At 35.1% G+C, this 24,731-nt stretch carries 23 protein-coding genes; 1 reads left to right on the forward strand and 22 read right to left on the reverse strand.

What is annotated here, in order from left to right; genetic code table 11:
- Positions 1–52: 52 nt before the first annotated feature.
- The 3 genes from JNUCC76_RS06195 to JNUCC76_RS06205 form a co-directional block, all read right to left on the reverse strand.
- Complete coding sequence (locus JNUCC76_RS06195) at positions 53–700, reverse strand: response regulator (protein WP_454153465.1); 648 nt, start codon at positions 698–700, stop codon at positions 53–55.
- Positions 693–1,898: a sensor histidine kinase gene (locus JNUCC76_RS06200; RefSeq protein WP_454153467.1), complete on the reverse strand. Its 1,206-nt coding sequence runs from the start codon at positions 1,896–1,898 to the stop codon at positions 693–695. Before JNUCC76_RS06200 ends, JNUCC76_RS06195 begins: the two co-directional genes overlap by 8 nt.
- A gap of 63 nt (positions 1,899–1,961) precedes the next feature.
- Positions 1,962–4,073 (reverse strand): MMPL family transporter, encoded by a 2,112-nt coding sequence (locus JNUCC76_RS06205; protein WP_454153469.1) that lies wholly within the window; start codon positions 4,071–4,073, stop codon positions 1,962–1,964.
- Positions 4,074–4,210: 137 nt separating this feature from the next.
- On the opposite strand from JNUCC76_RS06205, the gene JNUCC76_RS06210 reads away from it, so the two are divergent.
- Positions 4,211–4,672 carry a GNAT family N-acetyltransferase gene (locus JNUCC76_RS06210; protein ID WP_454153471.1) on the forward strand — a complete coding sequence of 154 codons (462 nt, stop codon included), beginning with the start codon at positions 4,211–4,213 and terminating at the stop codon, positions 4,670–4,672.
- Between the two features lie 39 nt (positions 4,673–4,711).
- Here JNUCC76_RS06210 and JNUCC76_RS06215 read toward each other — a convergent pair whose 3' ends face one another.
- From JNUCC76_RS06215 to aroA, 19 genes are all read right to left on the reverse strand, one after another.
- Complete coding sequence (locus tag JNUCC76_RS06215; RefSeq protein WP_454153473.1) at positions 4,712–6,082, reverse strand: FAD-binding oxidoreductase; 1,371 nt, start codon at positions 6,080–6,082, stop codon at positions 4,712–4,714.
- A 26-nt stretch (positions 6,083–6,108) separates the two neighbouring features.
- Positions 6,109–7,308: an MFS transporter gene (locus JNUCC76_RS06220; protein ID WP_454153475.1), complete on the reverse strand. Its 1,200-nt coding sequence runs from the start codon at positions 7,306–7,308 to the stop codon at positions 6,109–6,111.
- A 118-nt stretch (positions 7,309–7,426) separates the two neighbouring features.
- Positions 7,427–8,353: a helix-turn-helix domain-containing protein gene (locus JNUCC76_RS06225; RefSeq protein ID WP_454153477.1), complete on the reverse strand. Its 927-nt coding sequence runs from the start codon at positions 8,351–8,353 to the stop codon at positions 7,427–7,429.
- Positions 8,354–8,362: 9 nt separating this feature from the next.
- Positions 8,363–9,124 (reverse strand): acetoin reductase, encoded by a 762-nt coding sequence (locus tag JNUCC76_RS06230; RefSeq protein WP_454153480.1) that lies wholly within the window; start codon positions 9,122–9,124, stop codon positions 8,363–8,365.
- A 134-nt stretch (positions 9,125–9,258) separates the two neighbouring features.
- A complete protein-coding gene (locus tag JNUCC76_RS06235) occupies positions 9,259–10,398 on the reverse strand; it encodes an acyltransferase family protein (protein ID WP_454153482.1) in 1,140 nt (379 codons plus the stop codon).
- A complete protein-coding gene (locus JNUCC76_RS06240) occupies positions 10,382–11,911 on the reverse strand; it encodes an AMP-binding protein (RefSeq protein ID WP_454153484.1) in 1,530 nt (509 codons plus the stop codon). The genes JNUCC76_RS06235 and JNUCC76_RS06240 overlap by 17 nt, the downstream gene beginning before the upstream one ends.
- Before the next feature lie 21 nt (positions 11,912–11,932).
- Positions 11,933–12,901 (reverse strand): aliphatic sulfonate ABC transporter substrate-binding protein, encoded by a 969-nt coding sequence (locus JNUCC76_RS06245; protein ID WP_454153486.1) that lies wholly within the window; start codon positions 12,899–12,901, stop codon positions 11,933–11,935.
- Positions 12,898–13,620, reverse strand: a complete 723-nt coding sequence (locus tag JNUCC76_RS06250) for an ABC transporter ATP-binding protein (RefSeq protein ID WP_454153488.1) — start codon at positions 13,618–13,620, stop codon at positions 12,898–12,900. Before JNUCC76_RS06250 ends, JNUCC76_RS06245 begins: the two co-directional genes overlap by 4 nt.
- A gap of 4 nt (positions 13,621–13,624) precedes the next feature.
- Positions 13,625–14,401, reverse strand: a complete 777-nt coding sequence (locus JNUCC76_RS06255; RefSeq protein WP_454153490.1) for an ABC transporter permease subunit — start codon at positions 14,399–14,401, stop codon at positions 13,625–13,627.
- Between the two features lie 256 nt (positions 14,402–14,657).
- Positions 14,658–15,851: an MBL fold metallo-hydrolase gene (locus tag JNUCC76_RS06260; RefSeq protein ID WP_454153492.1), complete on the reverse strand. Its 1,194-nt coding sequence runs from the start codon at positions 15,849–15,851 to the stop codon at positions 14,658–14,660.
- Complete coding sequence (locus JNUCC76_RS06265; RefSeq protein ID WP_454153494.1) at positions 15,852–17,144, reverse strand: ABC transporter substrate-binding protein; 1,293 nt, start codon at positions 17,142–17,144, stop codon at positions 15,852–15,854.
- A 116-nt stretch (positions 17,145–17,260) separates the two neighbouring features.
- Positions 17,261–18,082 carry a carbohydrate ABC transporter permease gene (locus JNUCC76_RS06270; protein ID WP_454153496.1) on the reverse strand — a complete coding sequence of 274 codons (822 nt, stop codon included), beginning with the start codon at positions 18,080–18,082 and terminating at the stop codon, positions 17,261–17,263.
- Positions 18,083–18,094: 12 nt separating this feature from the next.
- Complete coding sequence (locus JNUCC76_RS06275; RefSeq protein ID WP_454156541.1) at positions 18,095–18,988, reverse strand: carbohydrate ABC transporter permease; 894 nt, start codon at positions 18,986–18,988, stop codon at positions 18,095–18,097.
- On the reverse strand, positions 18,988–20,028 hold the full coding sequence (locus JNUCC76_RS06280; RefSeq protein ID WP_454153497.1) for an ABC transporter ATP-binding protein: 1,041 nt from the start codon (positions 20,026–20,028) through the stop codon (positions 18,988–18,990). Before JNUCC76_RS06280 ends, JNUCC76_RS06275 begins: the two co-directional genes overlap by 1 nt.
- A 297-nt stretch (positions 20,029–20,325) precedes the next feature.
- Positions 20,326–21,210 (reverse strand): type I 3-dehydroquinate dehydratase, encoded by an 885-nt coding sequence (locus tag JNUCC76_RS06285; RefSeq protein ID WP_454153499.1) that lies wholly within the window; start codon positions 21,208–21,210, stop codon positions 20,326–20,328.
- Positions 21,207–21,761, reverse strand: a complete 555-nt coding sequence (locus JNUCC76_RS06290) for a hypothetical protein (protein WP_454153501.1) — start codon at positions 21,759–21,761, stop codon at positions 21,207–21,209. Before JNUCC76_RS06290 ends, JNUCC76_RS06285 begins: the two co-directional genes overlap by 4 nt.
- Positions 21,762–21,764: 3 nt before the next feature.
- Positions 21,765–22,565: a shikimate kinase gene (locus JNUCC76_RS06295; protein WP_454153503.1), complete on the reverse strand. Its 801-nt coding sequence runs from the start codon at positions 22,563–22,565 to the stop codon at positions 21,765–21,767.
- Between the two features lie 7 nt (positions 22,566–22,572).
- Entirely contained in the window at positions 22,573–23,424 is an 852-nt protein-coding gene (locus tag JNUCC76_RS06300; RefSeq protein WP_454153505.1) for a prephenate dehydrogenase, read from the reverse strand.
- Positions 23,421–24,728 carry a 3-phosphoshikimate 1-carboxyvinyltransferase gene (gene aroA / locus JNUCC76_RS06305; RefSeq protein WP_454153507.1) on the reverse strand — a complete coding sequence of 436 codons (1,308 nt, stop codon included), beginning with the start codon at positions 24,726–24,728 and terminating at the stop codon, positions 23,421–23,423. Before aroA ends, JNUCC76_RS06300 begins: the two co-directional genes overlap by 4 nt.
- Positions 24,729–24,731 lie beyond the last annotated feature (3 nt).

The raw sequence follows: 24,731 nt of genomic DNA on the forward strand, positions 1-24,731 counted from the left end.
TAGTAATTTAAAAAGCAGATGACAAGTCTGCTTTTTTAGTACGAAAAATATGTTAATCAATATCAATTAGATTATTTTTAACAGCTAAAGCCACGGCTTGAACTCCTGTTGATACGTTCATTTTGATGTAAATGTCAGTTAAATTAGACTTTATAGTTCGTTCTGAAAGATGCATCTCTAGCGCAATTAGCTTAATTTTCACTCCCCGAGCAACACGAGATAATATTTTAAGTTCTTTTTCTGATAGATTGTAGTCTTGTGTTTTTTCTGGTCTTTTTTCTGCCTGATTCTGAGAGAATAGAATGTCTGTAATCTGGTTTTGTAACACCATGTTTCCAGTTATTACACTGTCAATTGTTGTGAAAATTGTTTCGGTACTAGCATCTTTTAATAAATAACCCTTCGCTCCTAACTTTAACATCCGTTGTATATTCACAATATTATCAAAGGTTGACAGTACCACGACGGGAAGATTTGGAAAATGATCATGAATGAAAGACATAACCTCAAAACCATCCTTTTTAGGCATTTTAATGTCTAATAAAACTAAGTCAACTTGAGATTGCTTGATGATATCAATAGCCTCATCCCCATCAGCTGCTTCATAAGCAACATCGTAATCTGAATGACTTTCAAAAATTAGTTTAAGCCCCTCACGTATAATAAAGTGATTGTCCACGATCATAATTTTACTACTCATTTTGCCACCTTAATTTTGTCGGAATGGAAATTTTAACTTTTGTCCCTTCTCCAACGTGACTGTCAATTTTAACTTGTCCTTTCAAGTTCGCAACACGTTCATAAATTGAATTGAGTCCAAAATGATTTACTTTTCTCTCTCCAGTACCAACGTTAAAACCAATACCATAATCAATCACTTCAATATAGAGCACATCATCAAGAGATATTTTCACAATTGCAACATCAGTTTTTGAATGCTTAACAATATTAGTCAGTGCTTCAGAGACGATTTTCAATATTTCTTCTAAGTAATCCTGTGGCAATTTAATTTCTGAACCAATTTTAATGTTGACACTGAGACCATAGTTTTCATAGAAAACTTTAGCTAGTTGATCTAAACGATTATATAAATCAATATTTGTCGTACTACTTTTACGCATATCGTATACAACTGCTCGTGCTTCTTTTAATGAGTTTCGAGATAAATTAATTGTTTTATTGATTTCTTTTATTGCTCGTTCAGTTTTATTATTATCGAGCAAAGATTTTATGCCTTCCAGTTGCATAGTAACGCCAGCCAATCCCTGCATCAAAGTATCATGCAAATCACGCCCGATTCGATTGCGTTCATTTTGCTGTGATATTTCTTTTACCTCCGTATATGTTAACTGTAGTTCTTCCAACAAATGTTTTGTTTTAATCATTTGACTGACTTGTCTGTGATAAAATCGCCATGCTAAAAAAATAATAGTATTCAAAAATGCCGAAGCTTCAGCAGCCATTAATGCTAAAAATAATCCACTATTAATCAGTTGAATAACGATAACTATTATTTGTGCGGGAGCTAATATAAACAGTAATGTTTTAAGCTTAATATCATATAATGAAATAATTTGTATACCAATTACAGGTAACATACTCATATATAAAACTGTTTCTCCGGGTGAAATTAAAATACCAGAAATAATAATTATTACAATTTCAGAAAGAATGTACAGTAACTTATTCACAGCAAGAATTTGAACACTTTTATAGTTAATTAGTGCTTGAATAAAAAACAGTGTGAAAAAAGCAACAGATTGTATATTAGAGGGTGTCGCGGCTGTACTTTTAAGATAAAAAGCCAAAAAGTACATCATTAGGCTCCAAAATATCATTGGCCATCTATACAGCAGTAAAATGTATTTTCTTGTCTCCGTTTCAATATCGGTTTTCATATTTTTCCTTTCAAAAAAGACTAAGCTTTAATTTATTATAGCCTAGTCTTTCTGTCTATTCTATTAATCAATCTTAACATTTGGTAATATCTTCTCCAACCATTTAGGTAGATACCAACTTGCTTTACCAAACAAAGCAATTGTTGCTGGAACCAAAATCAATCGTACAAGTAAGGCATCAAATAATATACCTGCAGTTAATACTAACCCCATTGATTTTACGGTAGCATCACTTGCAAAAATGAATCCAGAGAACACAGCCATCATAATAAATGCCGCCGCCACGACAGCTGGTCCGCTATCTTTCATTCCCGCAATAACTGCTTGCTTTGTATTTTTTGTCTTCAAATACTCTTCACGAATACGACTAACAAGAAATACTTCATAATCCATCGCTAAGCCGAACATAATACCTATAACCAATACTGGCAAGAAGTTAAGAATTGCCCCCTTAGTTGAGATTCCAATCAAATTAATAAAGTGACCGTCTTGAACAATAAAGACAATTGACCCAAGTGTTGCACCCAATGATAATATAAATCCTGCTACGGCAACCACTGGAATAAGTAATGATCTGAATACTACAGTCAATAATACAAAGGCGAACACAACAATCAAAATAGCAAACTTAGGTAAAGCTTTCATCAAAGCATCAGACATATCGATATTAATTGCCGTAGAGCCTGTAATATAAAGATTTGGCACATTATTATTCTTTTCTAAATCACGAATATTTTGTACTAGATCTTTTGTCTTGACGGCATTAGAATCAGTTTTTGGCTGAACTGTAATCATTTGATAGTCATTGTTTTTACTTGGTGTTGCTTGCGAAACTGCAGCTACATTACTTAACTTTTTGATATCATTCGTAACTGTTTGAATATCTTGTTGTTCTGAAGTTTTTACCAAAACAACTAAAGTTGCCTGACTCCCTTTACCATAAGCTTCTGTTAGCAAATCATACGCACGTCGTTCAGTTAACTTGTCAGATTTGATTGCATCATTTGGTAATCCCAAATTAATATGCGCAAATGGTGTTGCTGCTACTCCTAAAATTGCGATAACAAGAACAGTCAAGGCTAGCTTATACTTAGTAACGAACTTACCCCAACCACCGTGAATTCTCATCTTGCTAAACACTGATAATACACGATTAGGCTTTTTACCTGTAACGCGATCACCGAGTAACACCAACATAGCCGGAACAAATGTTAATGATGTCAAGATAGCAGTCACAATAGCCATTGCGGCTGTAATGCCCATAACTGATAACATATCAATTCCTAGAACTGTCATGCCTAACAAAGCAACAATAACTGTTGCTCCAGCAAATACAACAGAAGTTCCAGCCGTAGACATTGCTGCTGATAAGGCTTCCTGCTTACTCTTTTCTTGCAATTCTTGACGATAACGAGAAATTAAGAACAATGCGTAATCAATACCAACTGCTAGACCCATCATACCAACTAGTGACATTGAGAAAGTTGCAACGGATAAGAAATTGGTCGAAATAAGAACTAACATCATTCCAATTGCTAAGCCTAATATTGCTGATAAAATAGGAATACCAGCAACAAGTAATGAAGCAAAAGTGATAGCCAAAATAACAAATGCTATAGCAAGTCCTACTACCTCAGCTTTTTCACCATTATCCAAAGCTGATATTGTTACATCACTTGATGTTAACTCTGTTTGTATACTTTCTTTCTTTGTAATTTTAATTGATTTTTCTAATGAATCAATTGTTTTTGTTGAAACATCGGCAGCTTTTTCTTTATACATTACTCGAGCTGTAGCTGTCATGCCATCTTTACTAAAACTGTTAAGCATAGCCGGTTGCACAACCATTTTTACATGTTTATTTTTTTGCACGTCCTGAAATAATTCAGCCATAACTTTTTGATTCTCGGCAGTATTTAATGGCTCACCATTTTTGGAATGCAAAACAATTTGCACTTGCCCTCCAGTTTGTTTAGTACTAGGAAATTCTTTTTCCATTAACGTATTCGCTTTTTCAGATTGCGAACCTTGTATTGTCATTCCTGCACTATCGAAACTAATCCCAAAACTAAGTGCTGCAACAACTGAAATAACAAGTGTTACAAAAAATCCAAAAATTGTTAGTTTAGCATGTCGAAAAATCCATGCCCCTAACTTTCCGAGTGCATTACCCATTCGTTTATTTCTCCTTCAAAATTAATATATATTAACTGTATCAACAAAAAAGAGCTTACACATCGTACAAAAGGGCACACTTTTTGCCCTTTAGGGCAATTGTGATATACTAAGTAACTAAATACTAGGAGATAACAATGTTAAGATTGGAAAAAATGACAGCAGCGCATTTTGATGACTATATGAGTAGATCAATCAAAGAATACGCTTTGGAAAAAGTGCAAGCCGGTAGCTGGACACAGGAAAATTCGCTGGATAATGCAAGACTAACATATGATCGATTATTGCCAGATGGATTAAACACTCCTAATAACTTTCTCTTCTCCATTATCAATGGCGACAACGTTATTGGCTATATTTGGCTTGGACCAGACAGTGAAAACAAGAACATCGCTTTTATTTTCGACTTTGAAATTTATGATGCCTATCAAAATAATGGGTTTGGTTCTCAAGCCATCACACTAGCTTCCACAAAAGCAAAAGCTCTGGGGTTCACCTCAATTGGCTTACACGTTTTTGGTACTAATTCTCGCGCTATACACGTTTACGAAAAAGCTGGCTTTGAAACAACTGATATAAAAATGAAAAAAAAACTATAAAAAAGAGCAGAGATATAGTCAAATATATCTCTGCTCTTTTTATGCATATCTAGACTGGTTTATAATATGTTTTGAATCATATTTTTTAACAATTTGTTGCAATCGTTCACGCGTATCACGTGACCATGATCTTTCTGTCTCTAACTTACTGGTATCACTGGAATAAGCACCATACACACCACATCCATGGTCTTGTAGCGGTTTGAACAATTGATTCAATAAGCTTGATTGTGTGGCATCACCCCACACAGCAACAAACAACGTTGCTTCACGAAAGGACCAAGCATCAAAATCAGGCGACAACTGATTTATAGGACCATCAATAGCACGCACTTCAATGCCCATGACTGCACTAGATTTTAACATGGTATGCAATGCATTAAGTAAATAATCATCAATTTTAGTTAACAGTACATTTTTGACATAGACGTTATTCGCCCCTTTGTGTGGTAAATGCGGTGCCTGAACCAATGTATGATAACTCAAATTGCTCTCATCTTGTTTTTCAACTTTGGCGATGTTTAGTGCGTCATTAAAATTTTTTTCGCACGAATCTGTTTTTTCACCGCACCAGATGTTAGTTGCCTGCACCGAAATAATACTTGAAGTACTGTCGCTTTTGGTTAGCATTAATAAACTACTCATGTTTTCAGTCGTAGTTGTTATCCAAGAATGCCATGCAAACAAAAAATTCGATAAGTCGGTCACGTTATATGACAACTTTTGCAAACCGATTGGTAATTTTTGTCCTGTTTTTGCTGGTTTGACTTGGTCGGCTTGAAAAACAAACTCAGTAACAATACCGACTTGTGAACCTCCGCCACGAATTGCCCAAAATAAGTCGCCATTTTCTTCTTTGTTAACATTACGCTTCTTCCCATCAGCAGTAATGACCGTTGCACCTATTATTCGATCAGTGGTCAATCCTTGTTTCCGCACGAGTAAACCTAACCCACCGGAAGTTGCTAAACCACCAACACCTGTATCGCCAAAGTCACCACTAGACAAAACTAAATCGGCGTTACTAATTTTATCAGCCACATCTCCCCAAACTGCACCAGATTGGATTTTAATAAGACCTTTAGCCTCATCAAGTATGTTCACTTGGTTCATCTGTGATAGATCAATAATGATACCATCATCATTAACTGAATAATTAGTTATACCGTGTCCACCACTACGAACAGAAAAAGGAATTTGATGTCCAACAAAACGCTGCACATTTCCAGCGTACTCAACCACGTGCGAAACGTGTTCATCATTTTCAGCCATGAATACTAATCTAGGATGCCCCACCTTAAAATAATTAGAACTTACCGACTCGTACTTACTGCTATTTCTTGTAACTGCTATGTTACTTAATGTAGCGGGTAACGCTGGCCATTTTTGTTGATTATCACTGTCTGTCATTAGACTGATTTCCCCTTTACGATGAACTAGCTCAATGTGTTTTCACGTTTTGAATTATTAGCAAGAAAAAATAAATAAGTTAAAACCGCAAACGCAGCAAAAAATAAAAATGGTAACTTGATGTTGATTTGATAAATAAATGAACCAAATAATGGTGAAACAATTCCAGCTATTGCTTGTGTCATAGCCACAGTTCCAGCAACCGCTCCTTGTTGATCTTGAGATACAACTAATGATGCACCAGCTGACAACGAGCTCATACCAAATGCTGCTCCTGAACCAATCAATATATAACTTACAACTAACATCCAAAAAGCATTTGCAAGAGCAATTAATAGTAATCCAAGTACAATCAATGGAATACCAACAATCATCATTTTACGTGCTGAGAAATTAAACACTTTAATTTGCAGAATTTGTGTCAACATTAGTGTAATACCTAATATAACAAATAACAATGATGAGGTCTTGGCACTCTGAACAACAGTTTGACCAATATTATCATGTAAATATAATGATGTTAACAATTGTAATCCAACAACAACAAACATGACAGAACAACCTACTAACAACCAGCTCAATAGTTTAACTGAGAAAAACTTTTTTGAACTTTTTTCTTTTTTGTCGTTAACATGATTTTCACTAATGGTCACTTGCTTTTTGGGTAGAATAGCTAACATGACAACAGTGAATACCAATAAAAGGATAATTGTTGTGTAAAATGGCAAATATAAATTACCAGATGTAGAAATCAATCCCCCGATAATTGGTCCAAGAACCATCGCTAATCCAGTTGCAAAACCAAGTGATGACATATCCTTAGCTCGATCTTTTGTTGTTGAAATATCAGCCATGTATGCATTTGCAGCAGTCGGTGTTGTTGTCATGAATATGCCTAACAAAAACCGAGTACCCATCAACCCATAAAAGAATAATGGTACTAATTTTGAAGAAGCAATGGCCATGTGGAATAACGAAACATAAAGAATAAAAAATATGCCCATTCCGAATAACCCAATAATCATAACGATTCGACGCCCGAATACATCACTTAGTTTTCCCCATATTGGAGCAAACAACAACATTGCTGCAGCCCCCAATGAAATCATAATACCAATTTGCCCCGGCATCATGTGTGCTTTAGTTGAAATTGCTGACAAGACTGGCATGGTAATATAAATTCCCAAATACGACACCAGCGTCGCAACAAATAGTTTCTTCTTCATAAAATAAAAATTCCTTTCCTTAGTCACATACTCTAGTGACTAATGTAAAGGAATTTTGAATGCCTTACTGCTCCATTTGAATATTTTTAGCCCAATTAATTAACGTATTCGATATAAATTAATTTTTATAAAGATTACGATACATTTTAGGAGTCATCTGCTTTTCATTTTTAAAGAAGGCGGAAAACTTACTTGTGTTAATATAACCAACCTCATTTGCAATAAACGTGATACTCATATTACTGTTCTTCAAGAGATCACACGCTCTTTTTATTCGAGAAGACATCACGAAACTATGAATGGATTGATCATATGTTGCTCTGAATAGATTTTGCATCGTGGTTAAGCCAATATTATATTTCTCAGATAGTTGTTTCAAAGTTGTTCTTTCACTCATATTTTCTATTAAATAACTATGAATATCATAAATTTTTTTGATATCTTGTACTGGAAAATATGTTTTTGGCAAAACAGATCGGTTAGCCTCCTCAGAATCTAAATAAAGTAATAGTTCAGCAACTTTTAAACATAAAAATTGTAATTGGTTACTCACTCTGACTGTCTCTATATCTTTAAAAAAACGTTCAATGTATTCTGTCTTCAAAATAGTATAATCATCATCTAATAAATATGAATCAATCAATTCATCTAAAAATGATTGTCTTCCCAACAACATTAGAAATTCCGGATTAATTTTTTGTCGATTGACAAGTATGGTAACGCCCTTATAATAACCATTTGCTGCAGAGTAATTATTGCGATCGTCAGAACTTTGAGATAACTTTAAAAATCCTGGTTCTAAAAAAATTGTTTCTTGATTATTTTTAATAAGATTGACAGATCCGCTGTATGCAAAATCTAATCGCAAGATTTTATCTGAAAAAGCAATCGCACTGCCATAGTTTTCAAAGGTATAATCATGAAAAACTAAATCTAGTCCCTGCGTCAATTTGATTGCAACAGGTCGAATATTATCTGAAGCACTAAACAATCTAGTTTTTTTGCCTCTTATTGTACTTGTTATATTTATATTTTTATTCGTCATTAAAGACTATTATACATAATTAATACCACCATCAACCAAAATTGACTGACCTGTAATATAATTTGATTTTTCATCTGCTAAAAATGAAACTAAATTGGCAACATCAGCTGGTTCTTCCCCACGACCTAGTGCAATACCATCAATATATTCTTGCTTTGTTTCTCCTAATGGCCGATCATAAATTTTGGCCATTGCTGCATCAATCTGATCCCACATTGGTGTTAACACAATTCCTGGGCAATAAGCATTAACAGTAATTTTATCTTTTGCCAATTCTTTCGCAGCAGCCTGTGTAATACCACGTACGGCAAATTTGGTAGCAGAATAAATACCCAATAATTCAACTGCCTGATGTCCAGCAATAGAACAAGCATTAATAATTTTACCGCCCTTGCCTTGCTTCTTAAACTGCTTTGCTGCGGCTTGAATACCATAAATTGTTCCATTAACATTAATGTTAAAAATTTTGGTAATTTCTTCAGGTTTTGCATCTACAATAGCTGCAATTTGAGCAATACCAGCATTATTTACAAAAACATCTAAATGACCGAAGTCGTTCACAACGTCATCAACTAACTTGAACATGTCCTCATGACTCGAAATGTCAACGTAGTAACCCTTTGAATCATTACCAACTTCTTCGGCAACTTTCACCGCATTATCTTTGTTCAAATCAGCAACTGCGACAGTGAAACCGTCTGAAGCGAGTTGCTTAACAATACCCTCGCCAATTCCTTGTCCACCACCAGTAACAACTGCAACTTTAACCATGTGAATTTCCTCCTTTTTAATTACAACTACATTATAGTATTGTAAACCCTTCCATGCAAGTTTTACAATTTTATTTGTGATTAATAAAACAAAAAAGGATAAATTATATACAGATCTATCCTTTTTATATTTTATTATTTAACTATCTTTCGAAATGACTGTGGTCGTCCTATTAGAAAACCAAATGGTGGTACTTTATAGAAAAAATAACACAGCGCGTATCCCATTAGAGCTGTGACTACATAAACAAAAGGTAGCATAATTAGTAATAGCCAATCATTAGCAATTGTTATGCTTGATAACATAACAACCATCAGCGCCAATGGCAAAGTTTGCGACAAATAAATACCAAATGAAATTTTAGCACCTATACCAACAAAGTTTGTTGCAAACTTGGGCAAATAATCTTTTCTCAAATCTGCATAACGCAATCCTAACCAAATAATATAACCAATAATTACAATATCATAAACAAAAATGAATGGCTGATGAACTTCTTCTGCCTTATCAAGAGACAAATGCAATATATTAATATTGTAAAAAAACAAGAGTATAGTGCCGGCAGCACAAATTAACGATGCCTTACCTAACCAAGTGTGCCATTTACGGATAAATGTAATAAATTCCTGATAGTGTATGGCTGCATATCCGCCCATAATAAAGTAGAATTGGTAAACAAATACATTAAATCCATAATTTTTCAGCAAGTATGGCCATCCATTAGTATCAACATTTGGCAATTGATACTTAATAAGGAAAAGCAATATTAGTTGTGCAACTGCAGAAGTTATAATAATTACATTATGATTTGCTTCAAATTTCTTAAACAACCATACAATTACTGGAAAAATTAAATACAGCTGCAATGTGACAAGTATATAATACATATAATAATCATCCCCATATACTGATAAATGTACCCATTTAGCTATAAATGTGCTGAATGATGGATTACTTTCAGTAGCTGTTAAGATAGCTGTCCAACTCAGATAAGGTACTAAAACCCCAAGGTATCTTTTTTTCCAAAATTTTAAAACATTAAGAGGCTTAAAGTAATTGTTCATAAACAACACTAGTCCTGTTACAAACATGAAGCCCATTCTAGTGAAATGTAACGAAATATGTGTGGCCATCAAAATACTGTAGGGAATTGAATCTGTTGCCATTTTATGTGTTACAAGCGTAGTCGTATGATTCGCCAAAACTCCTAAGATAAAAACAATACGAAAAAAATCTACCTCAAATAAATAAACACGCTTATTTGCTTGTTGCATGCTGATTTTCACCTTTCAAACGTTCAATTAATTGTGGTCGTAAAACCTTACCTGTTTGATTTCTTGGAAAAGCACCAGTAATTAAATATTCTGAAGGTTGTTCATACTTTGCTAATTCGTGTGATACTTTTTCTTTAATTGCTTTAATTTTTTGATCATAATTATCCAAACGGTCTAGATGCAAAGCAGCAACTACACGCTCACCATATAATTCATCTGGTAATCCAATGACAGCAACTTCTGTGACAAATTCAAATTGTGAAATAATACTTTCTACTTTTGCCGGAGCAATTTTCTCACCACCATGATTGATAATCTCTTTTATTCTACCAATCACATATAAGTAACCATCTTCATCAAAATAACCGATATCTCCTGTTCGAAAATACCCATCTATCAAAATATTATCTTTGGGATCAAGATATTGCTGTAAAACTCGGGGGCCTCTCAATATGATTTCACCGTGCTGATTCGCCTTATAAGTCACACCATAATTAGTTGAATAAATAGCGATATCCGTATCAACAACTGGCCCAACAGATCCAATTTTAGGTTTGTCTAATGGATTAATTGAAACGACAGTTGTTGATTCAGTCATACCATATCCCTCTTGTACCCTGACATTGAATCGTTCTTCAAAACTAGTCAGCAACTGCTTAGGTAGTGAAAAAGAAGCTGACCGTACATATTGAAGTTGAATAATATCTTTTAGTTTTTCGTATTGTGCGTTACTTTTTTCATTTTTCAATAAAATATTAATAATTGTTGGTACAACTGATAGCCAAGTTACTTGATAATCGGCTACAATTTTCCAAAATTTACTAGCAGAAAACTTTGGCGCAACAATCACTTGGCAACCGTTAACACGTGATGTCACTGTAGAAACAATTTGTGCATTAATATGAAACATCGGCATAACAATTAAAGCATGATCTGTTTCTTTAATATTTTGACTTTTTGTGACAGCTTTTGTAGCCAATAATATTTTTTCATTCGTAATACCAACTCTTTTTGGTTTGCCAGTGGTGCCTGACGTATTTAAAATTAATGCAAGTTGTTTTTCTTCTTCATTTGAAATATGTTGTAAAGGTTGCCCATTAAATGCATAATAATTAACCGATTGATCCAATATTGCAAACGTTTTACTCAAAAGAATACCTTGATCATCCAATTCTAAACGTAGTCGCTCACTAACAATTGCACCAGAATACTGATACTCGGTAAATTCATTCAGAATTTCTTTAACACCTGTTGTTTCAGAAATAGGATGGGCTATTGCGCCAAGTTCCCATAGAGTTTGTTCAATGATTGTCATCCATATCGTATTACTCAAAGCAATTAAAACAACATCCCCTCGATTAATATTTTGTTTTATAAACTGCTGACGGAATAAATCAATTCTCTCTTTAACTTCATTTCCAGTTAATTTAAGATTACTTTCAGCATCTATTAATTGAATTTCCTTTGCATGTAATAATAATTGTTTATTCAACTTATCGAGTAATATTGACATATTATTTTTTTACCATCTTTTCTATTTTTCAACATTCAAAACAGCATCACTAACGACAATTTTTTTAGTTATCAGTTTCTGTTCATAAAATAAGTCTGCGATATCTTGTTGTTCCTTTACAACAGACGATGTGATACTAGTAATTGTAAAGTCTTTACGATTAACCATTTTTTCGATAACTGACTTTTTCATACTTAATGACTTAACTAGTAATTTTGAAACCTTAGATTTATTGCTATTTGCCCACTTCATATCTTCAGACAAGAATTTTACTAAATAAGCCGAAACTTTTTTATTTTTCTTAGCAAACGATTGCGTAGACAGTACAAAATCACGATTTTTACTCAATCCTTTGCCTGTTGTTAAAACTTGTGCATATTGAGTTACTTGTGCCTGTGCGGTATAGGGATCCCAAGTGACCCAAGCGTCAATTTTTCCCTGTCCAAAAGCAATACTAGCATCGGTTTGTTTCATATTTACTAAAGTCACATCGCTCGAACTTAAACCAGCCTTTTTTAAAGCACTCAGAAGTAAGTATTGTGAACTAGTCCCTTGTGTATAGGCAATACGTTTACCTTTCAGTTCTGATAAATTTGATATAGTTGAACCGTTTGGAATAACAATAGCTGAACCACTTGATTTACTTGCGCCAACTGCTATATATGCGATATCTGTTTTAGATGCTTGAGCCGTAACAGGAGGTGTGTCACCAGTACGAGCATAGTCAATGCTACCACTTGCCAATGCTTGCATTTCTGCAGCACCATCAGCAAATTCACGGTATACAATTTTATATCCTTGATCCTTCATATTTTTTGCAAGTTCACCATGTTGCTTAGCAATGTCAATTGGATCTCCCTTTTGATAACCAACTGTAATGGTCTGCAACGTTGATTTTTTTTCAACCGTTTGTGTGTAACCATATACCGCACAAATTATCCAAAATAACAAAAAAATAACTAGCATTAGTTTCCGAATTAATTGCGTCATTTTTCTTCCTCGCTAGTTGTTAAGATGAATTCTTGAACTTTCTCAATCACCTCAGCTAGATCTGTTCGTGTATCATTCTTTCGTGTGCCATCCACAATCAAACCCAAATGGCCATCTTTAACAGCCACCACACGATTTCCTAACAAAACTGCTTCTTGAACATCATGAGTGATTAGAATTGTTGTTAAATTTGATTCATCAACGATTTTAGCAATCAAACGTTGCATTTTTAAACGTGTTAACGCATCCAAAGCACCTAATGGTTCATCTAACAGTAAAATCTTAGGCCGTGACATTAAGGCACGAGCAAGAGCAACACGTTGTTTCTGACCACCAGATAACTGCTGAGGATAAGAGGTGCATTTATCACCAAGTTCCACTTTTTCAAGTAGTTTTAGTGCATAATCCTTAACTTCTTTATTTTTATTCCCAAAAGTGACATTATCGATAACTGTCATCCACGGTAATAATCGTGCGTCCTGAAACATCACTCGAGCAATTTCATTTTTACCATTTAATGGCTTATCATTGATTGTAATAACACCAGAAGTAGGTGTTTCTAAACCGGCAATTAACCTTAATAAAGTGGTTTTACCTCCACCACTTTCGCCAACAAATGAAATAAATTCACCTGCTTGAATATCAAAATTAATACTTTTTAGAACTTGCTTGTTGCCATATGACTTATTGATTTTATCTAAAGCTATTACTGAACTCATATTCCTATCCTTTTTGCCAATTTAGCAGAATACTTTCAAAACTCAATGCAATCCAATCAGATACTTTACCGAGAAAAGCATAAATCAAGATACTCAAAAAGATTGTTGGCATGTCCAAAAACTGTTGTGCATTGGTTTCCATATAACCTATACCCGAACTTGACGAAATCGTTTCAGACACAATTAATGTTGTCCACATGACACCTAAAGCATAACGAAATCCCATCAAAATCGATGGTAAGGCCCCTGGTATAATAATTTTCATCAACATTTGCTTACGACTTAATGCGTACGAGGAACCCATTTCAATCAAATTTTTGTCGATAGACCTTATACCATGAAAGGTATTGATATAGATTGGAAAAAATACACCAACAGCAACTAATGAAATTTTTGCACTTTCACCAATACCAAGCCAAATAATAACTAAAGGAATTAATGCCAAGTGAGGAATGTTACGAATCATTTGGATTGAACTATTGAAAAATCTTTGGGCAAGTAACGATATACCATTAATACCACCAAATACTAAGCCTAAAGTTCCACCGATTAATAATCCAGAAGTAGCTCTGTACAATGAAATACTCATATTTCGCTGTAATTCACCACTTTGGAGTAGTTCGATACATTTATTAATAACCGCCACTGGCGTTGGCAATAATGAATCATCAATTAAATTAATACTGGTTGTTACTTGCCACGTAACTAAAATCAAAACAGGTAATATAAATGGAATCATTACCTGAAACCCAATATTACTTTTGTCCCTGACACTTGACATACATGTTCTCCTAACTTTTTTATGACAAAAGATTTTTACGTTCTATTCTAAAATAGCTCGTTACTTTTTGTAAGCTTATCTTATCTTGTGTAGATTAATTGAAAACAAAAAAACGTGTTAAATTCGTATTTAATTTATTTAATAAAAATGCTTTGGAATTGATAAACGCTGGTCATATAACAATTGAAAATAAAAAAGACAAACACTGTTTGGTTTGTCTCTTGTTCTAAGAAGAAGTTTTTATAATTCGAAAAAGTCAATTATAGTTTAGAATCTCACCTTTTGTTGGTAGATAAACATTTAGTCCTGCACTTACTAATTCTGATGCTTCCTTTTCTGGTTTGAATGAATGCCAAGGAACTGTTTGCTTGGCATTCACATGTTGAGCTAGGGCCACTAAATCATTGGGTTTGGCATGACCACTGGCACCCATTAATTGTAAAGCTACGTTTCTCGTCTCTAGATAAGTTGATAGTTCGAAAAAACGAGGATCATATTCACCTAATGGTTCGCCATTCATGTGCAAGTAGACAAATTGTTTATCAAATTGATCCAAATCATGCAATTGATCAAATCGGTTTTGAATAACATAATGGCTAGGGTCTGAAACAACCTTCGACCAATCAATTTCTTGAACGTTTTTAATGCCCATGGCTTTTAAAATAACTGTGAATCGATGATCCCATAAAAGTTCTCGATTATTCTCATGTGCAGTGTTTTGTAATGCCAACAATCGATCAATATTTCTTTCATATGGATTAACAACAACTAATTCTTCAGTTTCTTTTAATATCTTGGCAAAATCCATTTGCAAAGATTGTTCAGTTTGACGAACACATTCATCGCTTTGATTCTCAAAACTAAATTCTGTTCCTTCCAACAAAAACAAATCAATTTTATTATCGTGGAGGACATTTGCCCAATGTTCAACTCTTTCTGAATGTGGACCATCTAAACGGACATCCCCACTATGAACAAAAATGTGTTTCCCATCACTTACACGAATGGCTGAAGCACCACGTATATCATGATCCGTTTCAAAAAAAGTTACTTCAAACGGTCCAAAATTTATTGGTTTTTCATAATCAATTATCTTAACATTTGCATATGGCGCATGCTCAACACCTAAATTAATTAATACTTGATACAAATCAGCCGAATCTTGACTCATATAAACATCTGTGGGACTTGTTAAATATTTAAGCGCACCCATATGGTCTAAATGTAAGTGCGAAACGAAAATTGTGCTTTTTAAATCACTTTGCATATTCTGAAATAAACTAGGTAAATTAGGTAATGTGCCATCATTTAGTAAATCAGTTGCCGGTGTTGTTGCTGGCGCAAAATTAACGCCAAAATCCATTATTAATCGTGTTTGCTGATTAGTAAAAGTTACGACGTTACCACCAATTGTATTTAATCCATTTAAAAATTCTACTTGTGTACTCATTTATTTATTCTCTTGCAAAGTTTTCTTAGTTTGATCAGCTAACGTATTCAAAGCATCAGATGCTGATGTGTTTTTTGTTAGCATCGCATCAACAGCAGTAGCCAAATTAGTACGATAATCTTGGTAACCTAAGAATGCTGTATCAGAAAATGCACTAGTCAATGATTCCGATGCTGCTTTAGCTAATGGATTTTTATCCAAGTAAGCTTTATAAGCTGCCGATTTTGTAGCAGTCTTAGTAATTGGTAAATACCCAGTAGCTTCCGCCCACTTTTCAGTTTGCTTATCAGACATTAGAAACTTCATAAATGCCCATGCACCAGACTGCTGCTTTTTAGAGGCTGTTGCTGTGACAACTAAACTATTTCCTGCTAATACAGTCGCTGATTTACCCTGATATGATGGTAGTGGAGCAGTTCCCCAATCAAAGTCTTTTGCAGCCGCAGCTTGTGTGGCTGTAATACCTGCTGATGATGAAAATGTTAGAGCCGTCTTACCGTTAACAAAATTTGTTGTGCCATAAATATCTGATCCAGCTGTCTTTGCTGTCCCATCACTTACCATATCTGTAATTAACTTAGCTGCTGCCACAGCTTTTTTTGAGTTTACATTAACTTTCCCACCACTAGTAACAAGCGAGTCACCAGCAGAATGCACCATAGAATCCCACTCCATATCAAATGATTTATCAAATCCTACAGTCGCAATACCGTCTTTTTTTAATACTTCTGACATGTTAGCAATATCATCCCAAGTTTTTGGAACTGATAAGTTATATTTCTTCAGTAAAGTTTTGTTATAAAACATTTCACGTACAGATGCAGAAAAAGGTGTTGAATAATACTCACCCTTATATTTTGATTGTTGTAGAAATCCAGAATAAATATTATTTAATTGTTTCTTCGACAAACCATTTTTACCAGTCACTTGTGACTGAATAGATGTTACAATACCATCTTTAGCATAATCTGGAATTTGTGTGTATGTCGCTTGTGCCATAACTGGCAAAGTTTTTGACTTAGCACCAGCCATGATTTTTTGGTTCAAAGTTGTATAATCACCCTGCGCAGTTGCCACAACCTTATACTGCTTTTGCGACTTATTAAAAGCATCAATACGTTTTTGCAAAGCTTCCTTGTATGGCCCAGCCATTGCATGCCAAAAAGTGATTTTGACTGGTTTAGTCGTGGCTGCACTTACTGTCGACGTATCTACAGCTGACAAACCAGCAAATAACGAGCTTGCCAAAATTGTAATAGCAGACCATGCTGCAACTTTTTTCCCTGTACTCATATGTACACATTTCCTTTCGTGTTCCCGAAAAAATTCACTGCTCTATTTTATAAGCAGCAAACAAATTTCATCATCAGATAAAATCTCTTTACTGCCCATAAAAATTAGGCCATGTACTATCCTTTAATGCCACCACCTGAAATGCCAGCAACAACATACTTATTCAAAAACAAATACAAAATAGCCATTGGTAATATAACAAAAGTTGATGCTGCCATTAATTCTGGATAATTAACACCAGAATCGGAACTAAAAGCTTGTAACCCAACAGGTAATGTTCGCATCTTATCCGTATTAGTAACAATAAGTGGCCACATAAACGAGTTCCAAGAACCAATCACTTGCAGTAATCCGATAGCAGTAATAGACGACTTTGAATTAGGTACCAAAATCTGCCACAAAAACTTCCAATCTGATGCACCATCAAGTTTAGCCGCATAATATAATTGATCAGGAACACTGGCAAATGATTGACGTAATGTAAAGACTGCAAAAAAACTAGCCAACCAAGGAATAATCAAGGCACCATAGGTATTTACCAAGTGTAATTGCGACAATGTCACAAAGTTTGGAATAATAAGCATTTCTCCTGGTACCATCATCGTTGCCAACAATATAGTAAAAAGAAAAGTTTTACCACGAAAATTCATCTTTGCAAAAGCAAATGCTGCCATAATCGCAGTAATTATCTGACCAACTGTTGTTATTAATGCTACTACGACCGAATTGATCAAATAAGTCGCAAACGGTGCCGCGTGCCATGCAGCAATCCAATTGGTTAGCTGAAGTTTTTTTGGTAACCAGGTTGGTGGTGTTTGTAACGCTTCAAAACCAGTTTTAAATGATGTTGAAATCATCCAAAAGAATGGTAATAACATTGTCAGCGCACCAATTACTAATAATGAATAAACCATTATTTTTGATAGTTTCTTTTTCATTATTATCTCCCTTTAATAATGTACATGTTTTTTGCTGACCCACATTTGGATCAATGTTACAAACAAAATCATAAAGAATAGTACAACTCCCGCAGCAGCTGCAATACCATATTTATTTTGTTCATAAAACATGCGATAAAGATAAAATACGACTGTCATTGCGGAATTACCAGGCCCAGCTTGTCCACCAAATAGTGAAAATATTTCATCAAATACTTTAAATGATCCGATTACAGCATTGATAGCAATTAGAAATGTCATTGGACTAATCATAGGAACTGTTACGTGACAAAATCGTTGCCATGCATTAGCACCATCTAGCCGTGCTGCACTATATAAACGCTTATCTACGTTATTCAATGCCACTAAAAACAGCATAATATTAAATCCTAGGCTCTTCCAAATTGCTAAAATAATAAGCGCTGGCAAAGCCCATTTAGGATCATTTAACCAGTCAATTGGTTGAATACCAATAAAACTCAAAAAATAATTTATTAAACCAGAATCTCTATTGTATAACCATTTCCATACCATCGATATTGCTACAATGCTTGTCACAAATGGTAGAAAATATACTGTGCGAAAAAAACCAGCTAAAACTTTGATTTGATTCAATAGCACCGCAATTGTCAATGAAATAACAACCTCAAGTGGCACAACACCGACAACAAAAATCAACGTATTAGCCACTGCTGAGTGAAAAAGTGCGTCATCCCATAAATATTTAAAATTATCAAAACCAATCGCTAAAATTTGATTTGTAAAAAAATTATATTCGGTATAGAAGCTCATTGCCAAACTTGAAATGATTGGATACAAACTGAATACTGCTACAATGGTTAGCATTGGTAAAACATATAACCAACCCTTTAAATTTTGTTTCCACGTTGGCTTCTGGTTTGTCATCATAGTTGCTCACCTCTTAAGGATAAACGGTGTCCCTCATTATCAAATGCATATACACCGTCTAATTTTGCAAATATTGTTATGACTTTGTTGACAATCACATTAGTATTAATACCCGTTGCAATCAAGTATTGCTCTTTAAATATTATTGTTGCTTGACGCTCATGACCAAACGAGAGAACTTCCTGTACATTTGCTTGCAATTGAATCGCAGGATTGTTCGTTTCATTAGTCAATGCTTCAGCACGAATACCAATTGTTGCAACTTCACCATTAAATAATTGCTGCACACTGTCTCCAAAATAGCTGGCATCAATAACATTCAAAGCCGGTTCACCAATAAAATTAGCCACAAACTGATTTTTGGGATTTTCATAAAGTGACTGTGGGTCATCATATTGTTGAATTCGACCATCATTTAGTAACATTATTTTATCTGCCACATGCATGGCTTCACTTTGATCATGAGTTACGAAGACAGTAGTAACACCAGTTTCTTTTTGAATACGACGAATTTCTTCTCTCATCTCAACGCGTAAACGTGCGTCTAAATTAGATAATGGCTCATCTAATAATAAAATATTTGGAGATTTTGCCAAGGCGCGAGCAATAGCGACTCTTTGTTGCTGTCCGCCAGATAAATCACTGGGTTTCTTATTAATTTGATCATCAACACGAACTAACTTTGCCAGTTCCAAGGCGCGTTTCTTTCGTGCTACTTTATCAATTTTAGCCATTTTCATTGGAAAAATTATATTGTCCAATACTGTCATATGGGGATATAAAGCATAATTTTGAAAAACCATACCAACACCACGCTCTAAAGCATCTTGTTTGGTCACATTTTGTTGTCCAAAATAAATTTCACCTGTTGTGGCTGATAATAAACCAGAAATCAAATTCAAAGTTGTTGATTTACCACCACCAGAAGGGCCAAGAAGGGCAACTAATTGGCCATCAGTGATATCAAAATCCATGTCATGTAGGACCTCAACACCATTACCATATGTCAAGGTCACGTGATTAAATTTAACTTCCACTTTATTTTCCTCTTCTTATTGTCATCAGTATCATAAAATAAGACAAAATTTCTCCAATTCAACTGTTGAAAAGGACAACTATTGTCTATGCAATAAATATACCAATCAAGCGTCAAGATTTTGTCAAGGTTTGATATAAATATCATCAAAATCGAAAAGATTTTATAATTAGCTGCAACAAAAAAAGTGAGACCTATGACAGGTCTCACTTTGAATTAAAATAAAAAACGCTATCTCAGAAGAGATAGCGGGTAGGTAGATAGATACTACCCAGTTGGTCTTAAATAATATACCACATTATTGCCATGATTGCAATAATTCTTTAACAGTCAATTGTCCTGGTGCACTTTGATTAGTGCCATCCAAAGTAGCAAATGTCAATTCAGAACCATATTGGTAACCTTCAACTCGCGTACGTTTACCTAATTCGCCCATACTCATGGTTATTAAGGGTTGTAACACCTCAGCATCACGAGTTACATCCAGCAAATACTGGACATCTTCCTCAACTTTAGGCGTTACAGCTATCTTTATGATATCTGCTACAGTCTCAGACATATCTTTAATCATATTAGACAAATTTTTTGGTGTGCTATTAATATCATGGTATGAAAGTATTACTGGCACATTGGAATGATGAGCGGCCTCCATAATGCTCTTTCTTAATGGCTCATCTAATGTATATTCAACATCAACAGCAGCAAAGGGGTAGCCCGAATGTAATGCCGATATAACGAAAGTTGCATATTCAATCGCACTCATTTCGCCCTTCCCACCTTGTTCTACTGTTCGATAGGTTAAAATAATAGGAAATCCACCAATACTATTAAACACTGTTCCAGTCAGTTCTTTAATAATTTGTGCATTCATCTGCGGCCAATTAGCCATAAACTCCTGTTTTGCATTGTCAATTTCTGATAGCATTTTTGCTTCAGTCATTGCCGAAACTTCTTTTTGTGCCAACTCATTTTGCGCGCCAGTCTTAACTTGCTGCCACATAACAGCTTGGCTAAAGTCATCAGCAATATAATCCGCTCGCCATTCAACGATATCCGGGTTTTGTTGCTGCAATTTTTGCGCAAAAGGACTAAATTTGTCTGTAGGGCCCAAAGTTAATGGCACAGCAATAATAGGCTTGTCTGTATTTCCAGGTATCTTTAATAATTCTCTCAATGTTGTCATAGGACTCTATAGACGATCCAAACCATTTGAGGCTTCAATTGTTGCCTAATTTGGTATTTTTCGTCACTACTTTCAGGTAATTTTTTGAATTGTTCTTCAGAAACAATTGTAAACCGATTTTGTTCTTTTATAAAGCTTTGTAATGCCACAACTTTACTTGGGGCAAACATAATTGAAGGTCCCCACGCATTGTCCAAGTTGACGGAGGTTAAATATCTCTTCATCAGGCCTTCAGTTGCTGCATGAACCAATGCTACATTGCGTTTGAACTCTGTATTTTCAATCACACTCATTGTCATTAATGGAAGTGAGAAAGTTGTTTCAATGTCAATATCAGACCAATTTAAATAATTAAAATCTGACCAGTTTAAGCTTGGCTCTTGATTTGATTTAAACGCAACTGGTAAAACTATTTTGTCACCCTTGTATGCTTTCAAATTCAGCAAAATTTCCTCAAAACTACTATGTAAAACAAGCGTTTCATCTGTCAAATAATGTTGTGCAGCGCGCTCAGAATCCGTACCATTAGGGCCTAACGTATGTAATTTCATAAATCACCTATTTAACTGTTTGTTCTCTTTATCTATCGCTGCTTGCATTAGAATAGTCATGATACCATCAATCATATCATCTGTAATGTCACTTGATGTGCTAAAGTCAGATTTCAATTCTGAACGTAATTTTAACATACGATCATGTTGTACGGTTGGCATACCAAATTTTTCTTTATATCTAGCAACTGCCTCAACAACTTGAAAACGTTCTGAAATAGTTTGGAAGATTTGTCGGTCAAAAGCATCTATTTGAGAACGTAACTGGAGTAATGCTAACTCGTCTTCATTAGCACTAAATAAGGCAATGATTTCCGCAGCAATTCGAGCTGGTGTTTTACCCACCGTTTCAACGGTAAAGTTAGCAACCTCATCATACTTGGGATCCCGTGTTTGCCATAATGCAAAAAAGTCTGCAGTAGACTTTTCTTGTAATAATGGTCGTTGTCCTTCGAGAATCAAACGTCCAATAGTACTTTCTAAATTACCATGTAAATAGATAATCGTTGCTGGTGAACGGCGTAAAACTTCCAAATTTTCTGATCGCTCAACCACGCCACCACCCGTTGCAACAATTCCCTTGAATGTCTGGACATCACTTAAAACTTTCGTTTCTAATTCTCGGAATCCTTGCTCTCCACGCTCTTCAAATATTTCTGAAATCTTCTTTCCAGCGACACGTTCAATTTCAGAATCAATATCTATAAATTTTGAGTGATGTTGTCGAGCTATCTCTTTACCGACAGTTGTTTTCCCAGCGCCCATGAATCCAATGAGCATCAATGTATCTGGTTCTTTAATCATAGTTTTCTCACTTTAACAATAAATTTTTTCTTGAATGTTGCGCCGATGCAATTAAAGTCATCAATGTAGCTGAATCATTATTTTCAATTGCCTGAGAAAACAATTGTAATTGCTTATTGAGCAACGCTTGGCTAGACAAAATTGCTTCTTTATTACTTAGCAACACATCTGTCCATAGTTTCGGATCACTTTCTGCAATACGTGTCATGTCCTTAAAGCCACCAGCAACATATTGACCAAATGTTGCTGAATCTCCTAATTGATTTGTAGCAGTATTCATTAACGAAAAAGACAAGATATGAGGAACATCACTAATGATTGCCATTAACTCATCGTGCTTCTCAATCGATATAGACATAAAGTTCGCACTGATCGGTTCCAAAATATTCTGGATATCAATCGTTTGGCTAATAGAACTTGGGATAAGAAAATATGAAGTATCTTTGTACAGAGATTCATTTGCCCACATAACACCACTTTGATGTGTTCCCGCCATGGCATGCCCACCAATAAAGTGAATTTCTTTTGGCGTTAATACTTCTTCGGCCATTGTCATAATATCTCGTTTGGTTGAACCTGTATCAGTGATAACCACTTCCTGCTTTAATGGCAGAGACGCCAATTTACGAATATTGTCTTCGATATGAGTAACTGGTGTCGCTAAAATAATAACATCAGCCTGTGGTGCAACCATATCTAAATCAGATGCCACACTAGAAACAATATTGTTATTTTTGGCGTAAGACAACGAATCATCATTCACATCAACACCAATTACTTCGTTCTCAGGTTGCGCATTCAAAATTTTAGCTAAAGAAGCACCCATTTCCCCAAGGCCAACAATTACTATATTTCTCATAACAATTCTCTCTCAATTATTGAAGAAATATCTTCCATGAATCCAGGATAAGAAACACTCATCGCCTCTTCACCGGTTAATACCACGTCCCCTTCGGTAATCAAAGAGGCGACCACATTCATCATGCCAATACGGTGATCTCCATGTGAATCAAGTAACGCTGAACCATTTTCAGCATGTAGCGATGTACCACCATGAATAACCATACCGTCTGGCTTTTCTTCAATATTAGCACCTAATTTTGTTAATTCACTGATAACAGTTGCAATTCTATCTGTTTCCTTAACACGTAATTCTTCCGCTCCACTAATTATAGTGTCCCCGACTGCTTGCGTAGCTGCTAATGCTAAAATTGGAAGCTCATCTACAGCACTAGGAATATCAGCCGCAGTAATTTCAATACCTTTTAAAGTTTGCGCCTTAATCGTAATATCTGCCAGAGGTTCCCCATCAGAAGGGATGTCATTTTGCAAGATCTTGGCACCCATCCGCTCAAGTAATTTAATCACACCATCACGCGTTGGATTAACACCGACTTTTTTAATTCTAATATCAGAATTTGGTGTAATTAACCCAGCCACCATAAAAAAGGCAGCACTAGAAATATCTGAAGGCACAAGAACTTGTTGGCCATTTAATTGTGGTTGTTTTTTGACAGTTATTACGCCATCTTCGGTTTTTATTTCTCCACCAAATTGACGCAACATACGTTCCGTATGATCACGTGATGGTAACTTTTCAATAACTGTCGTTTCACCATCTGCCTGCATTCCAGCTAATAATATAGCACTTTTAACTTGTGCTGAAGCCACTGGCATATGATAAGTGATTCCTGTTAGCTTATCATTCGCTTTGATTACAGCAGGTAAAAAGCCTTCGTTCGTCAATTCGAATTGTGCATGCATCAAAGATAATGGATCAGCAACACGACGTAGTGGTCTTTTACTTAAGGATGCGTCCCCAAAAATATTTAGATCAAAAGGTTGTTTGCTTAGCAAGCCCATCAAAAGTCGAGTTGAAGTTCCTGAGTTTCCCATGTCTAAACCATGTAATGGCTCTGTAAAGTTAGTCAACCCTTTTCCTATTACCGTAGCTCGCGTACTAGTACAATCGATTTCTACACCAAGCGCACGAAAAACACCCATGGTATGCATCACATCATCTGACATCAAAAAATTATCGATAACTGTTTTTCCATCAGCAATTGCTCCAAACATCAATGCACGGTGTGATATAGACTTATCTCCTGGAACAGTTATTTCGCCGTGAAGTCCTGATTTAGATGCTTTTGTGAGTTTAATCATATT

This window comes from Leuconostoc sp. JNUCC 76 (genome assembly GCF_053667755.1).